A 14383-nucleotide genomic window follows, 5' to 3' on the forward strand; every position below is an offset into this window, starting at 1 on the left:
GGCCTCATCCGGAGATCTTGATGGTGGCGGAGGAGAAGGTCGGGAGTTGGAACTCCACCTCGGACGTGTTCGTCGGCGGAGCCGGGAACTGCATGAAGACGGCCAAGGTTTCACCGGCCTTGAGCGTCGAGAAGCCCGTGGTCGTCAGCGGGCGGCCCTCGGTATCCCGCAGTACGTAGTAACGCTTCTTGCCCTGCGGGTCGACCAGTGTCGCTCCGCCCAGAGACCTGCCGTTCTTGATGATCTCGGTTTCATTGCCGCTCAGAGCGGACGGGATGACAACGGTCTGGGCCTCGTCGTTCTTCAATGTGCCGTTGACCGTGACGAAGCCACCCGAATCACGCTGAGCAGAGGTGATCTGGAGGAGCAGGCCGTCCGACCCCTTCAACTCGGCCAGCGGCTGGTCCGCCTGCCCCTCCTGAGTGCTCGGGTTCGCGCCACTTGTCCTGGACGCGGGCGCCGAACGTTCCGGCTTCTTGTCGTCCCCGCCGCCGCTTCCACCGCAACCGGCCACGCCGACGGCCAGACCAGCCGCAACGGTCAATGCGACCATCCCCCTGCGGGCCCTCGCAGTGAACCGCATGCTCATCGCTCCGCTTCCTTCGTCATTGATCGTTCGCTCGTCAGTCGGTCAGGTGGACGTCGAAGAGGTCTTCCGGCTTCGGCAGCCCCGCCGTGTCGTCCGGCTCGAGATGCCAGACCTTGTCCCTGCACGTGAGTTGGGGCAGCGTGCCGCCGCCGCCTGCGTCGGGAAGCTTGAAGGTGCACAGGGATTCGATTTCGGCGGTGGCGGAAGCCTTCGACTTGTAGTTCTCCGACCCGGGCACGACGGAGCGGCCGACGGACTTGTCGGTCTGCACGTCGACGCGGTACTTCAGCACCCCGGGGGGAAAGCAGTCGGTCAACACGGCATCGTTCTGCGCGGCGAGTCGACCGGCCCGTCCGCACGGGTCGTCGAACGTCACCCTGCCGTCGAAGATGTCCTGCCACTTCGTCGGGTCGGCCAGTACCTTCACCCATCGGGCCGTGAGTTGGTCGCGCTCGTTCTGCGCCGCCGCGAGCGCTGCCGCGTCCGCCGCCGTCTGGGCGCCGCCCCGGTTCACCGCGGCCTGTCCGACGGCGAGGTAGGCCAACGCAAGAAAGAGCAGGCCTGCCACCACCGTGATGTAGATGGGGAAGGCCTGCCCTGCGTCGCGGCGTGGGGGACTCAGCCGCCGGTGACCTCGGCGATCTTGTTCGTGATCGCGTCGTAGATCGACTGTCCGATGCTCGTGCCCGTAATCGCCAACACGATCGCCACCACCACCGCGATGATGCCCAGGTACTCCACCGCGGTCTGCCCCTTGTCGCTGCGGGCCGCACGGGCCTGCAGATACGCGACGGTGGTGTTGAACCAGTTGTTCATGGTGGTCCCCTCCGGGTTCGCCTCCGATCCGGGCAACGTATGCCGGGACACGGCGCCCGCCCGAGGGTCCCAGGACCCAACCCCGGACCCATTCCCCCCGCAGACCGCTCCCCCGCGTCCCCCGCGCATCCACCTCACGCCACCCCCAGCCACTTCGCGGCCGCCTGGGAGCGGCTGGTGCTCTGGAGTTTGGCGAAGATGCGGTTGATGTGGTTCTTGACCGTCTTCTCGGAGATGAAGCAGGCGGCGGCGATCTGCTGATTGGTCATGCCGGACGCGATGAGGTCCATGATCTCCGCCTCCCTCGTGCTCAGCCGGAAACGTGAACGGAACGACTTTCCCACGAATGATTGCACTTGCGAAAGAGGTTGGGGGGCGCTTTCCCCTAAGAAGGCCAGTGTTTGACGCTCAGGGTGTGCAGTTGCACTTGCTCGCAGCTCCGTCAGCAACGCCTTCGCCGCCCCCGGGGTCACATGCGGCCGCCCCTCCCGGACATCCCGCACCGCCCGCACCAACTGCTCGGTGGTGAACTCGCCGTGCACCAGGTATCCCCCCGCCCCCAGCCGCAGCGCCTCCCGTACCGTATCCGTCTCGTGGCTGTACGTGAGCATCATGACCGGCGCCAGCCGTACCAGGTGCGGCAATGCGGAGATTCCGTCGACGCGGGGCATGCGGACGTCGAGGAGGATCACATCGGGGCGGTGCCGCAGCGCGGCCTCGTACGCCTCGCGGCCGTCCGTCGCCTCCGCCACCACCGTGGTGTCCGCGCGCCCGGAGAGGAGCGCCGTCAGGCCCGCCCGGACCACGGGGTTGTCGTCGGCCACCAGCAGTCGCAACGGTGATGCGGCCGCCGCCGGTTCCGCCGGCCAGGGGTGGGTGTGCCGCATGATGCCGCTCTCCTCTCAGGCTTCCCGGGGTGAGGGGTCAGGGGTGTTCAGAGCCGAGAGCGGCAGTTCCACGCGGACCTCCGTGCCCCGTTCGTGGCCGCCCCGGCCGATGCGGATGCGGGCGCCCGCCTGTGCGGCCCGCTCGACCATGCCGAGCAGACCGAAGTGGCCGCGGCCGCGCAGTCGTTCGAGCGTGGTATGGGATGGCAGGCCGTGGCCGTCGTCGTGGATCGTGAGGCGCAGGAGGTCGCCGTGGATCGCCGCCCCTACCGCCACGTGGGTCGCGGACGCGTGCCGGTGGGCGTTCTCCAGTGCCTCGGCGGTGATGGAGAGCAGGTGACGGGCCAGGGCGGGCGGCACCGCGGGGAGGGCCGGGTCGGTTCCGGCGGGCCAGTCGCGGGTCACCCGGAGGCCCGTGCGGGCCGTGAACCGGTCCACCTCGTGGGCGAGTTCCTGCCAGAGTGGCTGTTCCTCGGGCGGATCACCCGGCTCGCGCCGCAGGTCCGCAAGCAGTTCCCGGGATTCCGCGGCGGCCCGGCGCGCCGAGCGGGACACCAGTTCCGCCTGCCGGCGGATGCGGTCGGGGTCAGGAGCGCCGGACGAGGCCGTGGCCGCCAGACCGTCCGCGGCGAGCGCCACGCCGTAGAGCGTCTTGGCCACGGAGTCGTGCATCTCGCGGGCCAGCCGGGCGCGTTCCGCGCTCACCGCCTCCGCCGCCGCGAGGCGTGCCTGGACCGTCGTCAGGGCGTGGGTCGCGGCGCCGAAGCGGAGCATCAGGCCCCGCAGGGTGGATCCCATGGCGCCGGAGATCACGCACAGGCCGGGCAGGAGCAGCGCCTCCGCGACCGGGGCGTGGCGGTCGGCCTTCAGGGTGGCGTGGACCAGCAGCAGGATCAGGGACTGAAGGGAGGCGAAGCAGGCCGCGCCGCGCCAGCTGTAGACGAGTCCCGCGAGGAGCGGGGTGCAGACGCTGACGTAGGCGAGGGTGGTGTCCGGGCCGGCGGAGATCAGCAGGAACGAGCCGAAGAGTGTGTCGGCGGCGAGGAGGCTCGGGTGGCGCAGCAGGAGGGGGCCGAAGCGTTCCCAGTCTCGGAAGAGGACGTACGACACCATGAAGGTGACCACCACGGCCGCGCCGACCAGGCGGGCGCCCAGGCCCGGGGCCGCGTGGAGCAGGGCGGCGGGGGCGGCCAGGGCGATCATGGCCAGGCGGAAGCCGAAGACCTGCCGGCACAGGGCCTGCAGGGCGCTGATCTGGATCTTCTCCGAGGGCTCGGCGGTGGCGGGATCCGTCCCGGCGGCCGTCCTGCGACGGCGTGCGAGCCGGACGAAGAACGCGCGCAACCGGCCCGCGGCCCCGGAGAACACTCCACCGCCGCGTCCCGTCAGGCCCGCCGCCGTCACGTCCGCCTCACTTCCCCGTGAGCGAGCCGAAGTCCACACCGGAGCCGAGGACCAGGCCGGCGCCCAGCAGCAGCATCGTGGCCGGGACCATGAACGTGGTGATCATCAGCGTGGCCTTGGGCACCGCGCGGGCGGCCTTGCGGCGGGCGTTCTGGGCGTCGGTGCGGCGCATGTCCTTCGCCAGGGAGACCAGCGTGTCGACGATCGGCGCGCCCAGTTCCTCCCCTTGCTGCAACGCGGTCACGAACATCGCCACCTGCTCGGAGTCGTTACGGCGCCGCAGTTCGGCGAAGGCCTGGCGGCGGCTCATGCCGAGGTCCATCTGGCGCAGGGTGATGCGCAGTTCGTCCGCCCAGGGGCCCTCGTACCGGGAGGCCACGCGGTCCAGGGCCTGGCGGAAGCCGAGGCCGGCGCCGACCACCACCGCGAGCACGTCCAGGAAGTCCGGCAGGGTGCGCTCGATGACGTCCTTGCGGACCCGGATCGCCGACCAGATGCCGACCTCCGTCCAGAACGCGCCGAAGAGCAGGAGCAGTACTGCCACGAACCACTGGCCCCGCAGCAGGAACACCAGGCAGCCGACGGCGCCCAGTGCGCCGTACACGGCGCGGCGGGCCGCGTAGCGGTCGAGGGTCAGGCCGCCGGGGTTGCCCGCGAGGTCGATCTTGCGGCGGTACCTGGCGACCAGGCGCGGGCCCATCAGGCGCAGGACGGCGGGTGCGTAGCGCATGCCCATGCGGTCGACGACGGAGCCGACCGCGCCGGTGCGGGTGGCGCCGACCTCCAGGGCCACGGCCAGGTCGCCGGGGAGCCTGGCGTCCGTGCGGTACATGCGGATGCCGGTGAAGGCGCCCCAGACGCCGAGGCCCATCAGCAGGGCGAGCAGGAAACCCATCGGATGCACCTCCTCACACGTCGATCCGGCTCAGGCGGCGGATGAGGACGAACCCGACGGCGTACATCGCGAAGGCGATCAGCACGCAGCCCTGGCCGATCGGTGACCCGGTCATGCGGGCCAGCGCGCCGTCCTTGACGCCGTTCATCAGGAACAGCGCGCCGACGCCGAGGACGGGGACGGCGTACGACGTCATGGTCACCTGACTGAGCTGGGTGCGGATCTCGCGCCGGGTCTCCTTGCGTTCCTCCAGGGTCTCGGTGAGGTTCCGCAGGGCGGACACGACCTGGCCGCCGGCGCGGTTCGACAGCACCAGGGTGGTGACCAGGACGACCAGTTCGCGGGAGGGGAGACGGTCGGCCAGTTCGCCCAGCGCGTCGTCCAGGGACTGCCCGATGGCCAGCTGGTCGGCGACCTTGGCCAGTTCCTCGCCCGCCGGGGCCTCCAGCTCCTCGGCCGCCATGCCGATCGCGGTGCGCAGGGCGAGCCCCGCCTGGGTGGCGTTGGCCAGGATGCGTGCCAGTTCGGGGAGTTGGTTGATGAAGCGCTCGATGCGTTTCTGGCGCTGCCAGTTGAGGAACTGCACCGCCGCCCAGATGCCGAGCAGGCCGGCGAGCGGGCCGAAGAAGGGGGCCAGGGTGGCCTGGCCGATCAGCCAGAGCGCGGCGACGGCCGCAAGCATGCAGACGAAGAACTCGCCCGGTGTCACGTCCAGTCCTGTCGCGGCCAGCCGGAGTTCCAGCCGGCGGCCGAAGCGGGTACGGCGCAGCCGTCGGTCCAGGTCGCGGAAGCGGCGACTGCGGCCGGTGGCCGGGACGGGGCCGGTGTGGCTGAGCCGGTCCACGAGGGCGGCGCGCCGGGCCCGGCCCGCGGCGTAGGCGTGCACCCCGGCCACCGCGAGGACGCAGGTCAGCAGCGTCACGCCGGTGGTGACCCGGACGAGGGTGTGGAGTTCCATGGGGGCCTACCTGGCTTGTCGGGTGGCGAGCTGGTCCACGGAGTGGGCGACTCCGAAGGACTGGGGGACGGGCTGGCTCGCCATGTAGAGGCGGTCGGCGGTGCGGCGGGGCAGCGGGAAGTACCGGAAGCTGCCGTGGACGCGGCCGTCGGGGGTCATGGGCTGGGCGTCGAAGCGGGCCGCGGTCGCCAGCCGGTACGGCTCCCCGCCGTGGCTGTCGAGCAGGGCGATCTCGGTGATGCGGCGGGCGCCGTCGGCGAACCGGGTGAGCTGGACGATGACGTCGACGGCGCTGTTGATCTGGTCGTGCAGGGCGACGAAGGGCACCTCGACGTCGGACATGGAGGCGAGGGTCTGGAGCCGGGTGAGGGCGTCCTCGGCGCTGTTGGCGTGGACCGTCGCCAGCGAGCCGTCGTGGCCGGTCGACATGGCCTGGAGCATGTCGAGGGACTCTCCGCCGCGGACCTCGCCGACCACGATCCGGTCGGGCCGCATGCGCAGGGAGTTGCGGACCAGGTCGCGGATGGTGACCTGGCCCTTGCCCTCGACGTTCGGGGGCCGCGACTCGAGCCGGACCACGTGCGCCTGCTGAAGCTGGAGTTCGGCGGAGTCCTCGATGGTGATGATGCGCTCGTGGGACGGGATCAGGCCCGACAGCGCGTTCAGCAGGGTCGTCTTTCCCGTGCCCGTGGCGCCCGAGACGATGATGTTGAACTTCGCCTGGACGAGGCCCGCCAGCAGATACACCATGTGCTCGTCCAGCGAGCCGAAGGAGATCAGCTCCTCGAGGGTGAAGGAGCGCGGGAAGCGGCGGATGGTGAGGACGGGGCCGGTCAGGGACAGCGGCGGGATGATGACGTTGACGCGCTCGCCGGAGGGCAGGCGGGCGTCCACCATGGGATTGGACTCGTCCACCCGGCGGTTGACCGTGGACACGATCCGCTCGATGGTCTGCATGAGCTGGTCGGAGGACGCGAACCGGAGCGGCAACTGCTCGACGCGGCCGCCGCGTTCCACGAAGATCGCGTCGGGGCCGTTGACCATGATCTCGGTGATCGACGCGTCTTCGAGAAGGGGCTCCAGGATGCCGAGGCCCAGCGCCTCGTCCACCACCCGGCGGATCAACTGCGCGCGTTCCACCGTCGACAGCACCGGGCCCTCGCGGCTGATGATGTGCCCCAGCACCCGCTCGAGCCGCGCCCTGCGCTCGGCGGCGGCCAGCGCGCTCATCTCCGCGAGGTCGATCTCCTCCAGCAGCTTGGCACGGTACGAGGCGACCAGATGCCCGTCCTCGCCCCGGCCGGCGTGCTCCTCGGGGGTGGTGATGCGTGCTCGCAGGCTCATGTCGGCACCTCCTCGGTCAGTGGTCGAGCGGCATGGTCGCGGTCTTGGTCGCGTCGCCGAAGTCCCAGACGACCCTGGGGATGTGGACCCGTGCGGTGACGGTCACGGTGTCGCCTCCTGCGCCGGACGAGCAGGTCACGGTGAGGGCGCCGCTGACGGCCTCGGAGCATGCCTGCTGGGCGTCCTGCCGTAGCGAGGCGGCGCGGGCCCCCGCCCGGGCCGCCGTACCGGCCTGCTCGGCGGCGTAGGCGACGGCCCCGATCTGGATGCCGGCCAGGCCGACGATCAGCAGGACCGGGATGAACCCGAGGTACTCGATGGCGACCTGGCCCCGGTCGCCTCCACGGCGGTACGGCATCTCAGTGCTTCACCTCCTCGACGGCACCGGCGTGGCCGGTCACAGCGGCCGGGAAGTCGATCAGCCCGGGGAAGAGGACGGGGACGTGCAGCCTGACGTCGGCCGTCACAAAGCCGCTCCCGCCGCAGGACACCGCAGCACTCCCCCTCCATGCCGCCGACAGGTGCCTGAGCCCCGCCGCCGAGCAGGCCGCCTGCCGCCCGCCCGGCGGCACCGCCGTCCCCGCCCGCACGGCCTCGTCGGCAGCATTCCCGGCGAGCGTGAAGGTGTATCCCACGAGCACGGCCTGCCACACGAGCACCAGCGTCAGGATGATCAGCGGCGTCATGCCGAGGAACTCGATGCTGACCTGTCCCCGGTCGCCGCCCGGCCTCCTCATGGCCCGCTCACTCCTTCCGCCGCCGGAATCCGCCCGGGCCGCGCCCGCTCCCCCGGTGCGCCCCTTCGGTAGCCCGCACCAGTCCCAGCTCTCCGGCGAGCGCCCACAGGGCCTGCTTGACCGTGCTCCTGCTGTCCAGTTCATGGACCCGCCCGGCGTCCACGACGGCTTGAAGTTCCTTGAAATTGGCCGGAATCGCCGTGCGGGTGAGGGCGGTGCCGGTGATGCGCTGCACCAGCGCCGGCTGGATCTCCGTGCCGCGTGTGTGCCGGTTGACGACGGCCGTCGTCTCCTCGGCCTTGCGGATCTGCAGCCGGTCCCACATCCGCACGGTCCGTTTCGCGGCGCGTACGGCGATCACGTCGGGCGTGGTGACCAGCAGCGCGGTGTCGGCCATCTCCACCACGGCGGCCCCCGCGCCGCTCAGCTGGGCGCCGCAGTCCACGACGACCACCTCGTAGCGGGAGCGCAGGGCGCTGACGATCTGGCGGGCGGCGCGGTCGGTGACCTCCTCGCCGCGTTCGCCCTCGGCGGGGGCGAGGAGCAGGGCGAGCCCGGTGTCGTGGCGGAAGACGGCGTCGGCGAGGACACGGGGCGAGATGTCGGTGATGGCGGCGAGGTCCACCACGGACCGCCGGAACTGGATGTCCAGGTAGGAGGCGATGTCCCCGGTCTGGAGGTCGAGGTCGACCAGGGCCGTCGGCCGGCCGGAGGCCTGTGCGGCGAGGGCCAGCTGGACGGCCGTGAGCGTGGCGCCGACGCCGCCCTTGGCGCCGCTGACGGTGACGACCGTGCCACCGGCTCCGCCGAACAGCTCGGCGCCGTGTCCGAGATGGCGCCGTACCCCCGTCGACCACTGGGCGACGGCCTGGACGCGGCTGGCGAGTTCCTCGTACGACAGCGGGAGCGGGACCAGGCCGCGGGCGCCGGAGTCCATGGCCGCGGAGAAGAGGCCGGGGCTCGCGTCGGTGGTGACGAGGATGACGCCGACGGCCGGGAAGCGCAGGGCGACCTCGCGGATCAGCTCCAGGGCCGGGACCGGACCGATGCGCTCGTGGACGACGACCACTTCCGGGAGTTCGTCGACGGACTCGGCGGCGAGCCGGGCGAGGTGGTCGACGAGCTGGGTGGAGTCGCCGACCGGTGGCTGGGGCTCGGCGTCGGGGAGCTGGCTGAGCAGGGTGGTCAGGGAGCGGACGGCGTCCGGGTCCGCGCCGGCCGGGAGAATCCTGGTGGGCATGCGGGCCGCCTCTCACTTGTCCGTCGCGAGTTCGTAGGTGCGGTCCTTGTCAGGGACGCTGGTCTCGCTGCCGGGCGCCACCAGGGCGAGCCGGACGCGCTGGGCGAAGGACTCGGCGTAGGTGATGCGCTGGGCATCGAGGGTGGACAGCGCGAAGGTGATGGGGACGGCCTCGCCGGGCTGCTGCTGGTTCTTGCTCTGGTCGGGGTCGAGGGCGGTGATCTGACCGACGTCCAGGACCCGGGCGTCGGTGACGATGATCTTCGACTGGTCCGGGTCGCCCTCTTTCCTGCCCGCGAAGGTGGCGTACACGTTGACGTGCGAGCCCGGGGTGATCTTCCCTGCCACTCCGGTGGCCGCGTCGATCATGATGGCGACCTCCTGCTGTCCGGGCTGGAGGGCGGGCTGGTCGACGATCATGTCGGTCTGGAGCAGGGAGCCCCTGCGCAGGGTGGTGACCGCGATCTTGCCCTGGATCTGGCGCAGGTCGGTGACGGCGTTGCCGGAGAGCCACCGCTTGGGCATCTCGATCTTCTGGAACTGGCCCGCGTCCAGGGCGGTGTACGGCTTCACGTCGGATTTCACCCGGTAGGCGCTGACCTCGGGCCCGACCTTGGAGTCGACGTCATGGACGACGGAGAGCACGCCGGCGAACGCGCCGAGAGCGCACAGGACCGACAGGATCAGGAGTATCACGCCGCGGCGCTGACGGGAGTTCATGAACCGTGCAACCTCATTGGGGGAATCGGTCGAGCGGGTGGGAACGTACGGGGCGGGTCAGGCGGGCGTGCGCTGTTCCAGGGCGCGGGGCGGGGCGGGTTCGTACGCGGGCGGGGTGGCGGAGCAGAAGACGCAGCGGTCGCCGATGACGTCGAGTCCGCACCAGTGGCAGGCGGTCTGCCGTACCGACGTGACGAGCTGGTAGAGCACGGACAGGTCGGCGAGGTAGCTGCAGAACTCGGTCATGCGGCCGGTGCCCCACCACACGGGGGACTCGGCGGGCAGCGGGACCTCGCGCAGCCCGTGCACGCTCCACCGCCCGGCGAGCCCGGTGACCCAGTCGCCCTGGGCCTGCTGTCCCTTGGCGACGAGCATCCAGGTGTTGAACTCGGGTCCCTTGAGGGTGGCGCCGGGCCCGATGCGCACCAGTTGCGGTTCCGGGTGGGCGAGTACCGCGAACTGGTTGCCGGGCATCCAGGACTTGGCGTGCGCCTTCAGTCCGACCGGCACCCGGTCCAGCTTGGCGACGGAGGCGAGGACGGCCCCGGCGTGCAGGTAATGGGTGAGCAGCCGGCCGGCGGAGGCGAGCACGCCGGGGCTCAGGTCGCAGGAGGCCAGCTGGCGCAGCTGGCGGGCGAGCACGGCGACGGCGAGCGGCGGCAGTTCGGGGCGGAACACGGCGATGCGGTCGCTCTCCAGCAGCGAGCGCAGGGTGTGCAGCCGGCGCACGACGGGCTCGGGGGTGGCGGCCGAGCAGAGGACGATCACGTATCCGTACTGTTCGGTCAGGGTGTGGAGTTCGACGAGGGCGTGCTCGAGCGGGCGCTGGTCGACACCGCCCAGCACGACGGCCGGCACGGTCCGTTCGTCCTGCGCCGGCAGTGCCATGTCGGCACTGGTGACGGCAATGGCAGTGGGCACGCGCAGCTCCCCGCTCTTCCCATCCGCCGGCCCACCGGAAGGTCACTCCTGTGCGCCGGGACGACTTCACTGCGTGACTACGTGAGCACTGTAACCACGGCCGTATGACCGGAGAACAGCGTTCGTGAAGCTCGCGTGGAACTCTGTGGGCACAACTCCCGCCAAATCCGGACAGCTTGTGCGGCGACACGGAAACGGTTTTGGTCTGGACCTCTTGACACCCCGATTGGTCTGGACCAACTTGGAGCCGGACGGTGGCCACCGCATCTCCCCCCTCATCTCCCAAGGCGCTCCCGCCCCATCCGACTTCCCCCACCGGAGGCCCCAGTGGACCATGCACCAGGCATACCCAGACCCCGCGGACGCCGAATCACCCTCTGGTCCGCCGCCACGGCTCTGGCCCTCTCCGTCGCCGGGCTCGCCGCGGCCCCGGCCTCCGCGGCGGACGTCAACAACGTGAGGAACGCGGGCTTCGAGTCGGGCCTCGCCGATTGGACGTGCACGGCCGGCAGCGGTACGACCGTCTCCTCCCCGGTGCACTCCGGCTCCTCCGCGCTCGAGGCGACCCCGGCCGGCCAGGACGACGCCCAGTGCACCCAGACGGTCGCGGTCGCGCCCAACTCGACGTACACGCTGAGCGCCTGGGTGCAGGGCAGCTACTCCTACCTGGGCGTGACGGGCACGGGCACCACGGACGTGTCCACCTGGACGCCGGACACGACCTCCTGGAAACAGCTGTCGACGACGTTCACCACCGGTGCGTCGACCTCGTCCGTCACGGTCTACACGCACGGCTGGTACGGCCAGGCGGCCTACTATGCCGACGACGTCTCGGTCTACGGCCCCGACGGCGGCGGGGGCGGCGACCCGGTCCCGACCGTCCCGGCCGCGCCGAACGGCCTGTCCGTCTCCGGTACGACGTCGTCATCGGTGTCGCTGTCCTGGAGCGCGGTGTCGGGGGCGACGGGCTACAACGTCTACCGCGACGGCGCCCAGGTGACCGCGGTGACGGGAGCGTCCGCCACGGTGACCGGCCTGTCGGCGTCGACGTCGTACTCCTTCCAGGTGACGGCGACGAACGCGGCCGGCGAGTCGGCGAAGTCGGCGGCGGTGACGGGTACGACGGCCTCCGGCGGCAGCAGCGGCGGAGGCAGCTCCCTGCCCAGGCACGCCGTGACCGGCTACTGGCAGAACTTCAACAACGGCGCGGCGGTGCAGAAGCTGTCCGATGTGCCGTCCGCCTACGACATCATCGCGGTGGCCTTCGCCGACGCGACCTCGACGCCGGGTGCCGTGACGTTCAACCTGGACTCCTCCGGCCTGGGCGGCTACACCGTCGACCAGTTCAAGGCCGACATCAGGGCCGAGCAGGCCGCCGGCAAGAAGGTCGTCGTCTCGATCGGCGGCCAGAACGGCACGGTGTCCGTCAATGACTCCGCGTCGGCGACGAACTTCGCGGACTCGGTCTACTCGCTGATGCAGACGTACGGGTTCGACGGCGTCGACATCGACCTGGAGAACGGCCTCGACGCCACCTACATGACGCAGGCCCTGCGCGCCCTGTCGTCGAAGGCGGGTCCGTCCCTCGTCATCACGATGGCCCCGCAGACCATCGACATGCAGTCGACGTCGAACTCCTACTTCCGGACGGCCCTGAACATCAAGGACATCCTCACAGTCGTCAACACGCAGTACTACAACAGCGGCTCGATGCTCGGCTGCGACGGCAAGGTCCACAGCCAGGGGTCCGTCGACTTCCTCACCGCCCTCGCCTGCATCCAGCTCCGGGGCGGCCTCGCCCCCTCCCAGGTCGGCCTCGGCCTGCCCGCTTCGACGAGCGCGGCGGGCAGCGGCTACGTCTCACCGACGGTGGTGAACAACGCCCTGGACTGCCTGGCCGCGGCCACCGACTGCGGCTCGTTCAAGCCGTCCAGGACCTACCCGGACCTGCGCGGCGCGATGACCTGGTCGACGAACTGGGACGCGTCGGCGGGGAACGCGTGGTCGAACGCGGTGGGGGCGCATGTGCACGCGCTGCCCTGACGCGGGCCGTGCCCGGCGCCGACGCCCGGGCCGTTCGGCCCGGGCGTTCACGCGGGTGCCCCGACCGGCCGGGGGATTGCCGGTCGGGGCGGTTCGCGGGGAGGGGATCACGCCTGGAGGAGTACGTCCGCGGCGCGTTCGGCGAGCATGGTGACGGGGGCGTGGGTGTGCGCCCGCACCAGGGTCGGCATCGCGGAGGCGTCCACCACGCGCAGGCCCGTCAGGCCCCGCACCCGGAACTCGGGGTCGACCACCGCGTGCTCGTCCGTGCCCATCCGGCAGGTGCTCACCAGGTGGTGGATGCTGCCGCCGGTGGCACGGACGTAGGCGATGATCTCGTCCAGGTCGTCGGAGAGCGCGCCGTCCGTGAGCGGCTTGCCCAGCCACTGGGCGAGGTCCGGCTGCCTCAGGATGCGCTGGGCGGCGCGTATGCCGTTCACCAGGGTCGCCAGGTCGTCACCCGCCTCGTCGGACAGGTAGCGGGGGTCGATCAGCGGGGCGTCGTGCGGATCGGCGCTGCGCAGGCTGATCGTGCCGCGGCTGCGCGGGCGCAGCAGGATGACGCCCAGCGCCATTCCGTGGGCCGCCGGCCGTTCGTGCTCGCCCAGCGGCACGACCAGGTGGACCACCTCGATGTCCGGGGCGTCGAGTTCCTCGCTCGTGCGCAGGAACAGCAGCGCCTCGGAGATGATCGAGTCCAGGGTGCCGGAGCGGTCCCGCAGGTACTGGTCGATCTGTCCGGGCGTTGCCGTCGCTCCGGGCGACTGGAAGCCCACGGCCTCGAAGGCGAGGGGCACCAGGAGGTGGTCCGTCAGCTCGCGGCCCACCGAGGGCAGGTCGTGGACGAGCGGGACCCCGTGCCGGGCGAGTTCCTCGGCGGGGCCGACGCCGGAGAGCAGCAACAGGTGAGGGCTGCCGACGGATCCGGCCGAGAGGACGACCTCGCGCGAGGCGTGCAGGCGCTCGGTCCCCGACGCGTTCTCCACCTCGACGCCCGTGGCGCGCGTGCCCTCGAACAGCACGCGGCGCACCAGCGTGTCCGCCAGCACGGTGAGGTTCGGTCGCTGCCGGGCGGGGCCCAGGTAGGCGTCCGCCGAACTGTGCCGCAGGCCGTCCTTGTGGGTGGCGCGGGCCAGGGCGTAGCCCTCCTGGGTCTCCGCCGCCGGGGTGTGGCCCAGGCGGGCGCAGGCGTTGACGAACGCCGGGGTCACCGGCAGCGGATAGCGCAGCCCCGCCAGGCTGATCCGCTGCTCGGCCCGCTCGAAGTACGGCTGCAGGTCGGCGTGGCCGAAGCCGGCCAGGCCCGCCTCGGCCCAGGCGTCGTAGTCCGCGCGGTGGCCGCGGGTCCACAGTTGGGCGTTGATCACCGAGGAGCCGCCGACCGCCTTGCCCCGCGGGATCGGGATGACGCGGTCGGCCAGGCCCGGCTGCGGGGTCGTGGCGAAGTTCCAGTCGAGGCCGCCGCCGAAGAGACGCGGGAACAGGATCGGCACCCGCACCTCGGGGCGGGTCTCCGGGTTCCCGGTGCCGGCCTCGATCAGCAGCACCCGCGCCGTGCCGTCGGCGCTGAGCCGGTCGGCGAGCACGCATCCGGCGGAGCCGGCCCCGACGATGACGTAGTCCCACCGGCTCACCGGGCGACCGCCTCTCGGACCGGGGCGGCGGCAGCCGGAGGCGGCGGCGTGCTCACTCCCCAGGTGGTGCTCTTCCGGCGGAGTCTCTCGACCGTGACAGCCATGACAGCTCCTTGCTGTGTGCGGTGATCTGTGGGTGGTGAACCGTTGCGGTGAACTGCGTGCGGTGGACTGCGTGCGGTGATCGGTGATCCG

General features: G+C 71.4%; 15 protein-coding genes. 1 reads left to right on the top strand and 14 read right to left on the bottom strand.

Features of this window, described 5'->3' with window-relative positions; translation table 11 throughout:
- Nucleotides 1–4: 4 nt before the first annotated feature.
- The 13 genes from AC5WRT_RS02760 to AC5WRT_RS02820 all read right to left on the bottom strand — a co-directional run bounded on the left by AC5WRT_RS02760 (nt 5) and on the right by AC5WRT_RS02820 (nt 10478).
- The gene (locus AC5WRT_RS02760; protein ID WP_496094525.1) at nt 5–589 is read right to left on the bottom strand and encodes a hypothetical protein; all 585 of its coding nucleotides are present in this window, start codon (nt 587–589) and stop codon (nt 5–7) included.
- A gap of 34 nt (nt 590–623) precedes the next feature.
- Nucleotides 624–1211 carry a pilus assembly protein TadG-related protein gene (locus AC5WRT_RS02765; protein ID WP_496099938.1) on the bottom strand — a complete coding sequence of 196 codons (588 nt, stop codon included), beginning with the start codon at nt 1209–1211 and terminating at the stop codon, nt 624–626.
- Nucleotides 1208–1405: a Flp family type IVb pilin gene (locus AC5WRT_RS02770; protein ID WP_496094642.1), complete on the bottom strand. Its 198-nt coding sequence runs from the start codon at nt 1403–1405 to the stop codon at nt 1208–1210. The genes AC5WRT_RS02765 and AC5WRT_RS02770 overlap by 4 nt, the downstream gene beginning before the upstream one ends.
- A gap of 134 nt (nt 1406–1539) precedes the next feature.
- On the bottom strand, nt 1540–2292 hold the full coding sequence (locus tag AC5WRT_RS02775; protein ID WP_496094526.1) for a response regulator: 753 nt from the start codon (nt 2290–2292) through the stop codon (nt 1540–1542).
- Between the two features lie 15 nt (nt 2293–2307).
- Nucleotides 2308–3696, bottom strand: a complete 1389-nt coding sequence (locus AC5WRT_RS02780; RefSeq protein WP_496094527.1) for a sensor histidine kinase — start codon at nt 3694–3696, stop codon at nt 2308–2310.
- A 7-nt stretch (nt 3697–3703) separates the two neighbouring features.
- Nucleotides 3704–4591 carry a DUF5936 domain-containing protein gene (locus AC5WRT_RS02785; RefSeq protein WP_496094528.1) on the bottom strand — a complete coding sequence of 296 codons (888 nt, stop codon included), beginning with the start codon at nt 4589–4591 and terminating at the stop codon, nt 3704–3706.
- A gap of 13 nt (nt 4592–4604) precedes the next feature.
- Nucleotides 4605–5549, bottom strand: a complete 945-nt coding sequence (locus tag AC5WRT_RS02790; protein ID WP_496094529.1) for a type II secretion system F family protein — start codon at nt 5547–5549, stop codon at nt 4605–4607.
- A gap of 6 nt (nt 5550–5555) precedes the next feature.
- Entirely contained in the window at nt 5556–6893 is a 1338-nt protein-coding gene (locus AC5WRT_RS02795; protein WP_496094530.1) for a TadA family conjugal transfer-associated ATPase, read from the bottom strand.
- 16 nt (nt 6894–6909) lie between these two features.
- Nucleotides 6910–7251 carry a TadE/TadG family type IV pilus assembly protein gene (locus AC5WRT_RS02800; protein ID WP_496099894.1) on the bottom strand — a complete coding sequence of 114 codons (342 nt, stop codon included), beginning with the start codon at nt 7249–7251 and terminating at the stop codon, nt 6910–6912.
- A gap of 1 nt (nt 7252) precedes the next feature.
- Complete coding sequence (locus AC5WRT_RS02805) at nt 7253–7630, bottom strand: TadE/TadG family type IV pilus assembly protein (RefSeq protein WP_496094532.1); 378 nt, start codon at nt 7628–7630, stop codon at nt 7253–7255.
- Between the two features lie 7 nt (nt 7631–7637).
- Entirely contained in the window at nt 7638–8870 is a 1233-nt protein-coding gene (locus AC5WRT_RS02810) for a CpaE/TadZ family protein (protein ID WP_496099895.1), read from the bottom strand.
- A 12-nt stretch (nt 8871–8882) separates the two neighbouring features.
- The gene (cpaB, locus tag AC5WRT_RS02815) at nt 8883–9590 is read right to left on the bottom strand and encodes a Flp pilus assembly protein CpaB (protein WP_496099896.1); all 708 of its coding nucleotides are present in this window, start codon (nt 9588–9590) and stop codon (nt 8883–8885) included.
- 57 nt (nt 9591–9647) lie between these two features.
- Complete coding sequence (locus AC5WRT_RS02820) at nt 9648–10478, bottom strand: hypothetical protein (protein WP_496094643.1); 831 nt, start codon at nt 10476–10478, stop codon at nt 9648–9650.
- Between the two features lie 360 nt (nt 10479–10838).
- On the opposite strand from AC5WRT_RS02820, the gene AC5WRT_RS02825 reads away from it, so the two are divergent.
- Nucleotides 10839–12554 carry a chitinase gene (locus AC5WRT_RS02825; protein ID WP_496099897.1) on the top strand — a complete coding sequence of 572 codons (1716 nt, stop codon included), beginning with the start codon at nt 10839–10841 and terminating at the stop codon, nt 12552–12554.
- Between the two features lie 107 nt (nt 12555–12661).
- On the opposite strand, the gene AC5WRT_RS02830 is transcribed toward AC5WRT_RS02825, so the two are convergent.
- Nucleotides 12662–14188, bottom strand: coding sequence for a GMC family oxidoreductase (locus tag AC5WRT_RS02830; protein WP_496099898.1), 1527 nt, complete (start codon nt 14186–14188; stop codon nt 12662–12664).
- Between the last annotated feature and the right edge of the window lie 195 nt (nt 14189–14383).

This window comes from Streptomyces sp. NTD91, from assembly GCF_059510455.1.